The 11,568-nt window shown below is 39.2% G+C and carries 10 protein-coding genes and 1 tRNA gene; 9 read left to right on the forward strand and 2 right to left on the reverse strand.

Annotated features, from left to right (window positions below; all coding sequences use genetic code 11):
• Nucleotides 1–291: 291 nt before the first annotated feature.
• Nucleotides 292–726 (reverse strand): Dps family protein, encoded by a 435-nt coding sequence (locus P6922_RS04660; RefSeq protein WP_276874753.1) that lies wholly within the window; start codon nucleotides 724–726, stop codon nucleotides 292–294.
• A gap of 163 nt (nucleotides 727–889) precedes the next feature.
• Between P6922_RS04660 and P6922_RS04665 the strand changes: the two genes are divergently transcribed.
• The 9 genes from P6922_RS04665 to P6922_RS04705 all read left to right on the forward strand — a co-directional run bounded on the left by P6922_RS04665 (nucleotide 890) and on the right by P6922_RS04705 (nucleotide 7,899).
• Entirely contained in the window at nucleotides 890–2,200 is a 1,311-nt protein-coding gene (locus P6922_RS04665) for a helix-turn-helix domain-containing protein (protein WP_276874756.1), read from the forward strand.
• A gap of 53 nt (nucleotides 2,201–2,253) precedes the next feature.
• Nucleotides 2,254–2,655 carry an OsmC family protein gene (locus P6922_RS04670; RefSeq protein WP_276874758.1) on the forward strand — a complete coding sequence of 134 codons (402 nt, stop codon included), beginning with the start codon at nucleotides 2,254–2,256 and terminating at the stop codon, nucleotides 2,653–2,655.
• A gap of 70 nt (nucleotides 2,656–2,725) precedes the next feature.
• A tRNA-Gly gene (locus P6922_RS04675) sits at nucleotides 2,726–2,799 on the forward strand.
• Between the two features lie 334 nt (nucleotides 2,800–3,133).
• Complete coding sequence (locus P6922_RS04680) at nucleotides 3,134–4,534, forward strand: aspartate ammonia-lyase (RefSeq protein ID WP_276874761.1); 1,401 nt, start codon at nucleotides 3,134–3,136, stop codon at nucleotides 4,532–4,534.
• 124 nt (nucleotides 4,535–4,658) lie between these two features.
• Nucleotides 4,659–5,888: a tetratricopeptide repeat protein gene (locus tag P6922_RS04685; protein ID WP_276874763.1), complete on the forward strand. Its 1,230-nt coding sequence runs from the start codon at nucleotides 4,659–4,661 to the stop codon at nucleotides 5,886–5,888.
• Between the two features lie 63 nt (nucleotides 5,889–5,951).
• Nucleotides 5,952–6,875 (forward strand): hypothetical protein, encoded by a 924-nt coding sequence (locus tag P6922_RS04690; protein WP_007554712.1) that lies wholly within the window; start codon nucleotides 5,952–5,954, stop codon nucleotides 6,873–6,875.
• Between the two features lie 12 nt (nucleotides 6,876–6,887).
• Entirely contained in the window at nucleotides 6,888–7,277 is a 390-nt protein-coding gene (locus P6922_RS04695) for a hypothetical protein (RefSeq protein ID WP_276874765.1), read from the forward strand.
• A 101-nt stretch (nucleotides 7,278–7,378) separates the two neighbouring features.
• The gene (locus tag P6922_RS04700; RefSeq protein ID WP_007554711.1) at nucleotides 7,379–7,636 is read left to right on the forward strand and encodes a type II toxin-antitoxin system RelB/DinJ family antitoxin; all 258 of its coding nucleotides are present in this window, start codon (nucleotides 7,379–7,381) and stop codon (nucleotides 7,634–7,636) included.
• A complete protein-coding gene (locus tag P6922_RS04705; RefSeq protein ID WP_007554703.1) occupies nucleotides 7,636–7,899 on the forward strand; it encodes a Txe/YoeB family addiction module toxin in 264 nt (87 codons plus the stop codon). The genes P6922_RS04700 and P6922_RS04705 overlap by 1 nt, the downstream gene beginning before the upstream one ends.
• A 549-nt stretch (nucleotides 7,900–8,448) precedes the next feature.
• Here P6922_RS04705 and P6922_RS04710 read toward each other — a convergent pair.
• Nucleotides 8,449–11,568, reverse strand: a 3,120-nt coding sequence (locus P6922_RS04710) for a YadA-like family protein (RefSeq protein ID WP_276874767.1), incomplete at its 5' end; no start/stop codon positions are given.

Raw genomic sequence — 11,568 nt, forward strand, 5'->3', positions numbered from 1 at the left:
TTTAAAATATTCGATATTACTACAAAATATAGCTGTTTATATACATCTCTACACTACATATAGTATAATGCCTTAACTATAATACACTATATAAATGAAAAAAGAAATATAAAAATTGTAAAAAATCTATACCTTTTTTGCATGCAAAGAGATAATTCTCAATATGAAATACCCGAAATACGACATTTACAAATACATTCTCAATATTTAAAAATTTAAAATTTTTTTATTTTTTTGCAAAATAAAAAACCGACATCGAATGAAACAATTCGACATCGGCTTTATTATAAATTACTGTTTTACAACCTGTCTGAGCATCCAGATATTCTTGCTGAACTGACCGATAAAGTCATCCATTGTATTTGCAACGAGATCGCATTCAACCTTTTCCGCAGCTCTCTTTACGCTTATGATTTCTTCGAGAAGGTACTTGTAATCCTTCAAAACATGAGTGTAAGCATCTTCGGAACTGATTTCTTCATTTGTCGGTTCTTCAATCTTTGTCAAAGCGAGCCAGCCCTTCATTGTAGCTTCCGGATGAACTTCAATCTGCATCATAAGCTCTGCAACTACATCGGCATTTTCAGCCATTTCATCGTAGTACTTTTCAAGCTGTTCATGATCATCATAGAAATGATAACCCTTTATATACCAGTGGTAATTCTGGAGCTTGTGATACATAACATAAAAATCACTCAACAACTGATTCAATTCTTTTTGCAACATTTTAAAATCCTCCCTTGTTATTACTTCAATAACATTATATAACAAAATATAAGCATATTCAATTTCTTCTATGTTTATGTTATAATAATATTACAAAAAAAGTTTTTTATATAGCAAAATCGTATTACATTTTATAAAAATAGTTCAACAAGAGGTTTTATACATGGTTGCAAACAATTTTGTAAAAAATAATTCTTCATCAAATTTTTCAAAAAACAAATCTGCAATTTACTCATCTATTGAAACAATAAATTTACAACCGGGATTGCAGAAACTCTCACACTGGCAAGACGATATGGAAATACTATTCATACTCACCGGTGAAATGGAAATTTTTTGCGGAATGAATGTCACGAAACTCACAAAAGGAGATTCATTCATAGTAAATCCCCAAGTCATGCATCGTGTGGCGCCGCACAAAGGAAACGACTGTCGTTTTCTTCGTCTATGGATACACCCTGCAATACTTACCGGAAACAATACGATACGTACCAAATTGCTGCTTTCTCTCATGGAGGGCAACCGTCGTGACTTTTTCTATATACCTCACGATCATGAACTCGGCGAAAAAGCCGGCAAGATTTTGATGAATATATACGAGTTGAACAGTGTAAAATCACCCGCATACGAACTTGAAATAATCGGACTCCTGCACATATTGCTCTCAAGAGTCTACGCACTTTCTCCGGCCGAAAAAGACAGAAACATAGTACTCGACAATATCAACATGGAATCGCAAAAAAGAATGATTTCATTCATAAATGCAAACTACGGAGAAAAAATAAAATTAAATGAAATAGCGAAAGCCGGAAACGTATCGAGAAGTAAATGCTGTGTAATATTTAAAAAATACATGCAACAATCTCCGATAGAATACTTGAACGATTATCGACTTGAAATGAGCTGCATGCTGCTTAGAAAGACAAACGACTCGATACTGAATATTTCATCCACCTGCGGATTTACCACACAAAGTTATTTTACGAAAATGTTTACACAGAAATACAATATAACACCACGTGCATTCAAGCTGAAAGCAAAGAAAGAAGAAGTCGAAATGAAAACACCGCCGATAAAAATAGTAAAAAAGAACGGATATAAGATTGAAGGTATATTCGATAAAAAAACAATATTCACCACGGACCTTCCGGACGAAAACGGAAACAAACAAGCGCCGACACCGGGACAACTTGCAGTGGCATCAATCGCATGCTGTGCATTATCGGTAATTACGCTTGTAACCGAAGAAAAAGGATTGAATATAGACGGAGCCTATGCGGAAACATCGCAAAACTACGACAAAGCACGCAACAGACTGTCAAAAATTTTCATCAGATTCCATCTCCCGTCATCAATACCGGAAAATATACGCATACAAATTGAAAAAGCCGTAGAAGAACAATGTACGGTATCAAGAAGTTTCAGACCCGACATGCTTCGTGACATGAAATATTTCTACGACATTTCCAATTAAAAGGCAGTTACGGTAAAATACGTAATATATTATTAATATTCAGGAGGTTTTTTATGGCACTGAAAATCTTAAAAAAATCAGGATATGTAATCGAAACTCTTTTCAACGACAAAGTAATTGCAACGACAGACATACCGGACGAAAACGGAAACAAGAAATCCGCAACTCCGGGCGAACTTGCAACTGCGGCAACGGCATGCTGCGCATTGTCGGTAATAAATATGATCGCAAATGAAAACGGTCAAGCAATCGAAGGAGCATATGCGGAAACATCACAAGAATACGACAATAAAAACAACCGCATATCAAAAATTTGCATAGACTTCCACCTTCCTCAATCCACACCGCAAACGCTTCGTGAAAAAATCGAAAATCAAACGGAAGAAGAATGTACGGTATCAAGAAGTTTGAGAGAAGACATAAAGAAAGAATTTTTATTTTTCTACGACATATAAAAAAGGCGGACACTCCGCCTTTTACTCATTGCCAATAAATCGCCGATAAGTTAAAATAATAAAAGAACATGCGGGTGTAGTTCAATGGTAGAACACCGGCTTCCCAAGCCGGATACGTGGGTTCGATTCCCATCATCCGCTCCAATTTATTTTCTACAGAGGTATTTACCTCTTTTTTATTTTTCTTTTTTTGTTACAGATTATTGAAAAAATTTTTATCCATATAGAACCCATCATTAAACTCATCGAAAAGAAAAAATATTTATAAAAATCTGTATACTTGTTTTTGAAATATTCAGAATTCACCGAAAATAATGTATTTATATGTTTTATACAATATATATTACAATAAGTAAAAAGTATATACTATTTTAATTAAATTATCTTTACGTGTTATATATAATTGCACTGCAAGCATAATTATGCTATCCTTATACTATCAATAATTATATAAAATAGATTTCCAAAGGAGCTTACAATGCGTAAAGAACATGACTTTTTAGGAGAATTGGAAATTCCGGATAACGCCTATTACGGCGTACAGACATTAAGAGCAAAAGAAAATTTTAAAATTACGGGCGACACGATTGACCACGATTTCATAAAAGCTTTGGCTACCGTAAAAAAAGCTACATTTATCACAAACATGAAAACGGGACGTTTGGATAAAAAAATCGGAACGGCACTTGAACAGGCGGCAGATGAAATTATCGCCGGAAAATTTGTAGATCAATTTTTCTTGGATCCCATTCAAGGCGGTGCGGGAACTTCAATAAATATGAACATGAACGAAGTTCTCAGCAATCGTGCATTGGAAATAATCGGAGAAGAAAAAGGTCGTTACGACATTATTTCTCCGAACAACCACGCCAACATGGCGCAATCGACAAATGACGTATTTCCTACCGCAATCAAAGTATGCATACTTCGTAAAGCGCAAATCATTACGGACGCACTCATACGAATGGCGCAAGCATTCGAAAAAAAAGGTGACGAATTCAAAGATGTCGTAAAAATGGGTCGTACACACCTTCAAGATGCGGTGCCGATTACATTGGGACAGGAAATGAACGCATACGCATCGGCAACACGCAGATTTATTTGGCGACTTACAAGATCTCTCGGCGCATTGCAAAATATAAACATGGGCGGTACGGCAATAGGTACCGGCATAAATGCGGAAAAAGAATATCTCAAAGAATATCCTCAAATACTCTCCGACCTTGTCGGATTCCGTTTTGAAACGTCACCGAACTTGATTGACACTACACACAGTACGGACTGCTTTGCAGAAGTATCTTCCGCACTCAAAGTAGGTGCGCTCTCACTCATAAAGATCGCAAACGACATCAGACTCATGGCATCCGGTCCACGTTGCGGATTTCGTGAAATAATACTTCCGGCAAGACAACCGGGCTCTTCAATTATGCCGGGCAAGGTAAACCCCGTAATCGCCGAAGTTTTAAATCAGACCTGCTACCAGGTAATCGGAAACGATCTTACAATTTCACTTTGCGTTGAAAACGGACAACTCGAACTCAACGTAATGGAACCGGTACTTGCATACAACCTCTTCAACTCGTTCCGCTACCTTACCGCAGCAATCGACACATTTACGGAAAAACTCTTGAAAGACCTTCAAGCCGATCCCGAACAATGTCAAAAATGGGTAGACGGAAGCGTCGGAACAATCACCGCACTTCTCCCCCACATCGGATACGAAGAATGCTCGTCAATTGCAAAAGAGGCCTACAAAACAAAAAAACCGGTAAAAGAAATACTCATGGCAAGAAAACTCATGACAAAAGAACGCATGGAAGAAATACTCTCACCATACGAAATGACAAGCCCGGGAATTGCCGGCGGAATGAAAAAATAAATTATCACAAAATATTCAAAACCCCAAGAATTATAACTTGGGGTTTTTGAATACGAAATCACAAAAATCAAGTATTTGCTATAATACTCGGAAAAATAGTAAAATAAGGGAATGAGGTGATTACATGGACGAAGAGTTGAAAAAAGCGGAAGAACTCTATCTTACAGGACAAATAGACAAATCGTTACCGATATTTGAAAAACTGGCGCAAGACGGCAACGGACGTGCCATGTATTTTCTAGGAGAAATTTACGGAAACGGATACGGAACAACAAAACAAGACTTCAAAAAAGCAACCTTTTGGCGTAAAGAAGGACGCAAAAAAGGAGATATATTCGCAACACTCAACTGTGCATACCCGACAAACACAAAAAAAGTAAACCAATCACTATGCAAAAAATGTCACAAAGACATACTCATGAAAGCATTGGAAGGTGACGTATTTGCACAAAACGAAGTATCAGATCAATTCTTATACGGATTCGGAGTGGAAAAAGATGTCGAATACGGACTCTACTGGCTCAAACAAGCGGCAAAACGAGGATTTTGGCGACCGATATTCAAACTCGGAGAAATGTACATGTCTGGAGAAATGGTAGAAAAAGACGAGAAAAAAGGTCTTGAATACTTAAACCGTGCATTGGAAATGAACATAAAAGAAGCGAAAGCTACACTCGGAATATACTATCTGAACAAAGCAGACCAAGAAGAAAACCTTCACAAAGGCGTAGAATTTATAAATGAAGCAATAGCGGACGGCGACATCGGACTGTCATATGTAAAAGGATTTCTCTGCATCAACGGATACATAGACGATCCGGACGGAACAAAAGCGTTCAAATACATGAAAATCTCCGCCGACAACGGAAACGTATTCGGTATAAAATACTTGGGCGACTGCTACGAAAACGGAATAGGCACAAAAATAAATCCGGAAAAAGCATTCAAACTTCACAAAAAAGCTGCAACACTGGGACACCCCGATGCAATGTACAAAACCGCAGAATGCCTGCAATCAGGACAGGGCTGCGAAAAAAATATACAAGAAGCGATAAACTGGTATAAAAAAGCATACGAAAACCACGTATCCGCAGCCGCATACTCACTCGGAATGATTTATTACACGGGCGAAGAAATAATGGAAAACATGGAAACTGCAATAAAATGGTTTATGAAAAGTGCCGAACAAGGATACGTACCGGCAATGTACTACTTGGGACTTTGCTTTGCAAGAGGTGCCGGAGTGGAAAAAGACAAAGACGCAGCACTCTTCTGGCTCTACAAAGCATACTTGGGCGGAGAACATGAAGCAATAAAAAGCATACAAGAATACCTCGGCATAACCATACAATAGATAGTAGAAAAAAGAAGTTATTCACACATTTATACACAATATGTTGACAACTTAGGAGGACAAATGGCAAACATAATTGCTGTAATATGGGACTTCGACAAAACACTGCTTCAAGGATACATGCAAGACCCTATATTCAAACACTATCAAATAGACGGAGATACATTCTGGGAAGAAGTAAACAACCTTCCGGAAAAATATTGGAAAACGCAAAACGTACACGTAAATCGTGACACCATCTATCTGAACCACTTTCTGCACTATGTAAAAAGCGGAAAATTCAAAGGACTTACAAACGAAAAAATGCGTAAATTCGGAGAAGAACTGGAATTCTATCCGGGACTCCCCGACTTTTTCAAACGCACTGTAGACGAAGTGGAAAACAACCCGAGATACTCCGAATATGACATAAAAGTACAACACTTCGTAGTAAGTACGGGACTGTTGGAAATAATAAAAGGCTGCAATATATTTCCATACATAAAAGACGCATGGGCATGCGAATTTATAGAAACGACCGATGAAAACGGAGAAAAAACAATTTCGGAAATCGGATACACAATCGACAACACAAGCAAAACACGTGCACTCTTTGAAATAAACAAAGGAGTGGCACACATGAACGAAAAACCCGACAACGAAATAAACGTAAACACGAAAATACCGGAAGCATCACGCAAAGTCCACTTCAAAAACATGATTTACATAGCGGACGGCCCCAGCGACATACCGGCATTCTCGGTAATAAAACAATTCAACGGATCGACCTTTGCAGTCTATCCGAAAGGAAATGTCGAAGCGATGAACCAAGTTGAACAACTTAGAAGAGAAGGAAGAGTACACATGTATGCGGAAGCCGACTACAGAGAAAACACCACGACAGATCTCTGGATACGACAAAAAATAAAAGCATTGGCGGAACAAATAAGAAACGAAGAAAAAGCAAAACTCACAAAATTTGCAAATCCTCCGCTGAAACATTTATAAAGGATAAAAAAAATGGAACAAAATATGCTGCTGTTGACACCGCTGTTGGCATGCATCACCGCATACCTTGCATACAGATACGGAAGAAGCGTTCTGCTTTGGTACATAGTAGGAATAATCTCGTTTCCTCTGTCGATACTTCTGCTTTTGATACTCGGAAAAACGGAACTCAAAAAGCAACAAGACAAACAAGCTCAGGAAGCAAAAAAAATATTTGAAAAAATGTTCAAAGGAAACTTCGACAACTACAAAGAAAAAACAAATCCCTTTGAAAACGTAAACGAGAAAAACACCTACGAAAATGAAAAAGAAAATAAAGATACAATTCCATGTCCGTACTGCAGAAAACCGATCGACAAAAATTCAAGACTCTGTAAATTCTGCAAAAATCCGATAAATTAGCCGTATAAATTATGCGGCTTTTTATATGTAATTCAATTGCAATACAAAAACTTGCTTTAATCAGCAATTAGATATACAATGAAATCAAAAGGAGGTGCGACATGGCACAAATAAGTTTACGTGTTGATGACAATCTTAAAAAAAATGCCGAAATAACATTTAATGAAATAGGACTGAATATGTCAACTGCAATAAACATATTTTTAAAAACTGTAGTAAGAGAAAACAAAATTCCGTTTGAATTGCGTGCGGATCCGTTTTACAGTAAAGAAAATATTGAAGAACTCGAAAAACGTATTGCAAATTTAAAATCAGGAAAAAGCACCTTGAAAGAGCATGACCTTATAGAGGTAGACTGATGAAAAAACTATGGGAAGAAAACGCCTGGGAAGAATATGTATATTGGCAAACACAAGACAAAAGAACCTTAAAAAAAATAAATAAACTTCTAAAAGATATAGAAAGAAACGGATATAATTGCATCGGTAAAACAGAACCCCTTCGAGGCAATTTATCCGGATATTACAGTATTCGAATTGATTCAAAAAATCGAATTGTATTCAGAATAATTAACGACAATATAGAAATAATACAATGCGGAACACATTACCAAGAAAAATAAATTCTGCAAAAATCCGATAAATTAACCATTTTTCACTTACATGCTCACTATTGATTTACAAGCAAAAAGGACTCATAAAGAGTCCTTCTTTTTTTATCGGAACTTGTAATTTACCAAAACTTTCCGAGAATTATAGACATCCTGACCGTTTAATTTTTTCTTTAAAGTTGAAATGCGGTAAGCCTTCAGGTCGATATTGTTTGCAAGAGCGACCTTTCCGTTTGCCTGCCGGAAAGTTGCACCCACTTCGGCATCCTCCACCGCTTTAAGTCCTTCGACATGTGCAAGTACCCGACTTCATATCGAAGTAACACACTCAAATCGAAAACACCGTAATTTACATTTACGCCACTGCCCGATTTAACGCTCCTAAAAAAATCGAACTTCCATGTTTCCTCGTTGTCATCGGAGTTATGACAAATTAATTTTACCGTATCATTAATAAAAACAAATAAATTATTTCAAAAACATTTCACAAAAAACTGTTGGATTTTATCGTAATTATCGCAATCAAAAACGCATACCCCTTTTCAGAAGTATGCGTTATTTTTATATTTTTTCCATAAGCTTTGAAACTTGTTTTTTCAAGATTTCAAGTTCGGATTTCATTTCCTTGTTTTCAGCTTCGGCCTTTGCATTCTTTTCTTTGAGAATTTCGTTTTCTTTCTGAAGTTTTGTCATTTCATCTTGCATTACATATACCGATGAAATTACTCCGCCCTTATACTGCGGCATGAGTTTATTTCTTTCTTCCAAAAATTTACGATCGTAACTTGAGCCGAATCTGTAGGAAATACCGGCATTCGCCATGAGTTCGCTTGAACCTGCATATGAAAGTCCTGCATGTAAAAGAGTATTTTCATTTGAATAGTACGCAAGTCCGAGTGCTATAGCTTCTTGTCCTTTGTAAGTTGAAACGCCCGCCATAATTTGACTTCTGTTGTAGGGGTCGAAGTCGAGCGGGTGAAGTGCGGCAAGTGCGGCAGCGCCTGCGCCGACTCTGTTCACACGGTTACCCAATTCACCCACTTTACCGCCGAGAATGGCGATGTTCTGATTATTGATATTAACCTTTTGTTCTACTCCGAAGAGCTGTCCGCCATTTACGGCCTCTGTGCTCTTTTCAGACACAGCTCCGGCAGCAACTCCCGTAATCTTGTTATTGCCTGCGTCAATACCTGCAGCGGTGACGGACGGGCCGTCTTTGATGGTAAACCCGGTCGTACCAAGTGTTACCTTATCCCCTACAGTGACCGTCTTTGTATCAACCGTATCAGCCTTAACCGTTCCGGCATTGACTGTCGTAGCGGAAACTGAATCCAAACCCTTAAGGTCTTTAGCAAGAGTAAGAGTGTATTCTTCTTTATTTGAATCCTTTACAACGGAAATATTTTTCTCGCCATCTCCCGCTTTAACCACTGTCTTTAGTTTTTTGACGCTCGCATTGTTGGAAAGGTCAATCTTGCTTCCGTCGATACCATATGTAATGGTCGAGTCCTTTCTTTCTACGGTGAGTCCTGCGCCGGTTGCATTGAAGGTAACTTCATTATTGGTATTGTCAATCTTTTGTCCGTCTGCGTCTTCTGCGCCCGCTTTTACGGTCCACGAGGTCATCTTACCGGCAATGTCTGTCGCATTCTTTTCGATCCTATCTGTATTCGACTTGATGGTTGTTTCTGCAGTAGTAATCCTATCTGTATTCGACTTGATAATCGTTTCCGCAGTAGTAATCCTATCTGTATTCGACTTGATAATCGTTTCCGCAGTAGTAATCCTATCTGTATTCGACTTAATAGTCGTTTCTGCAGTAGTAATCCTATCTGTATTCGACTTGATAGTCGTTTCCGTGGTATCTACACGACCTGTCAACGTTGTGATATCACCGGTGTTCTTTGCGATTGCGTTCTTGTTAGTCGTAATATCTCCGGCGTTCTTTGCGATTGCGTTCTTGTTGGTTGTAATATCTCCGGCGTTCTTTGCGATTGCGTTCTTGTTCGTTGTAATATCTCCGGCGTTCTTTGCGATTGCGTTCTTGTTAGTCGTAATATCTCCGGCGTTCTTTGCGATTGCGTTCTTGTTCACGTCAATATTGCTCGTGTTATCCGTTACCTGTTTCTTGAACTTTGCATCCAAGCCTACGGTAACGGTCGGTGCATCATCATTGCCGCCTACGGTCACGGTAGTTTCACCGGCTGTGCCGAGGAATTTGACGTTGTTGTTTTTGTCTTTTCCGAGGTTGACGGCTTTCGTGTTGGTTCCGTCGGTGACGCTGAATTTTGCGAAAATATTGGTAACTGCCGTATCGCCGCTATTGATATTCCCTACCAGTTGCTTGTTATTCACACCGTATTTGATGGTCGCGCCGTCTCTCGCTACGGTAAGTCCCTGGCCCGCTTCTACGTCAAAGGTAACGTCATTATCCGTGTTATTAATTGTTTTGCCGGCTTTTTCTGCGTCTTTATCTGAAGCAGCTTTGAGTACCCAGGAGTTCATCTTATTTGTCACAGTGGTACTGTTGTTGATCTGGTTATTGATTTGGTCATTCAGCTTGGTTTCGTTCATTCCGAGCTTCAGACCGTCATTATTCACGGTCGCCGTGATGTAGTCATCATCCGTGACTTTAACGGTATCTTCGGCTTTGACGGTTTTTGTTCCTTTTGTCGCATTGCCGTCTTCTAAGGTCCAGCCTTTTTTGAGGGTCGTGATATCTCCCGTATTGGTCGTTACTTTACTATTCAATGCTTTAAGCTGTGCCACGTTGACCGCATCGGTGTCTTGTGTTCCTGCAGCTACATTGGTAATCTGTCGGCTTTCAATAATTCTGTTTCCTACTTCGTCCAGACCGTCCGCACCTACGCTGACAGCCGCTTTGGTGGCTTTCCATGTCGCTTCCAGTTTGCTCTTCTTTTCCAGAGCATCTAAGAATTCTTTATGATTTACTTTCCATGTTTCAAGAGCGGTCTTCGCAGCAGCTTTGCCACTTTCACTTGCGTTAAAATATGCGTTTGTTAATCTGTTATATTCCGCTTTTGATTCATCGATTTTATTTTTCCAGTTATTATATTCCGTTTTTTTGCCCAGTGCATTCAGTACATCATCAAAGGTCGTACCACCGGCAGATGCCAAATAACCGACTGTTCCTGCTTCTCTGCCGGCTACCGTTCCTTCACCCAAAGCAACGCTTCCATCTACCCGAGCTTGTGCTCCATCTCCTAATGCCGTGGAATAGCTCCCTTGTGCTATTACTCCTTTTCCTAATGCCATGGAAGAGTACCCTTGTGCTTCTGCTCCATATCCTAATGCCGTGGAAGAGTCCCCTTTTGCTATTGCTCCATGTCCTAATGCCGTGGAATGGTACGTTTTTGCTTGTGCTCCACTTCCTAATGCCGTGGAATAGTACCCTTGTGCTTTTGCTCCAACTCCTATGGCTACCGCATCTTTTCCTGTCGCGCCGTCATTCTTCCAGTTCGAACCTTCACCTTTATCCGTGCTGTTGACGGAGAAGTAGTGTATTGAACCTTTATCTACTTTAGTATTCAATGCTTTAAGTTGTGCCACATTGACCGCGTCGGTGTCTTCACTTCCTGCAGCTACATGGGTAATCTGTCGGCTTCCAATAATTCTATTTCCTGCCTTATTGACTCCGTCCACACCTACGCTGACAGCCGC

The sequence above is a fragment of the Dialister micraerophilus genome (genome assembly GCF_947090205.1).
Lineage (GTDB): Bacteria > Bacillota > Negativicutes > Veillonellales > Dialisteraceae > Dialister > Dialister micraerophilus.

What these genes read in the sequence shown, in the direction of transcription:
- P6922_RS04700 (WP_007554711.1), top strand. Translation starts at nt 7,379, where the DNA reads ATGGCACAAATAAGTTTACGTGTTGATGACAATCTTAAAAAAAATGCC.
- P6922_RS04690 (WP_007554712.1), top strand. Translation starts at nt 5,952, where the DNA reads ATGGCAAACATAATTGCTGTAATATGGGACTTCGACAAAACACTGCTT.
- P6922_RS04670 (WP_276874758.1), top strand. Translation starts at nt 2,254, where the DNA reads ATGGCACTGAAAATCTTAAAAAAATCAGGATATGTAATCGAAACTCTT.
- P6922_RS04665 (WP_276874756.1), top strand. Translation starts at nt 890, where the DNA reads ATGGTTGCAAACAATTTTGTAAAAAATAATTCTTCATCAAATTTTTCA.
- P6922_RS04680 (WP_276874761.1), top strand. Translation starts at nt 3,134, where the DNA reads ATGCGTAAAGAACATGACTTTTTAGGAGAATTGGAAATTCCGGATAAC.
- P6922_RS04660 (WP_276874753.1), bottom strand. Translation starts at nt 726, where the DNA reads ATGTTGCAAAAAGAATTGAATCAGTTGTTGAGTGATTTTTATGTTATG.
- P6922_RS04705 (WP_007554703.1), top strand. Translation starts at nt 7,636, where the DNA reads ATGAAAAAACTATGGGAAGAAAACGCCTGGGAAGAATATGTATATTGG.
- P6922_RS04695 (WP_276874765.1), top strand. Translation starts at nt 6,888, where the DNA reads ATGGAACAAAATATGCTGCTGTTGACACCGCTGTTGGCATGCATCACC.
- P6922_RS04685 (WP_276874763.1), top strand. Translation starts at nt 4,659, where the DNA reads ATGGACGAAGAGTTGAAAAAAGCGGAAGAACTCTATCTTACAGGACAA.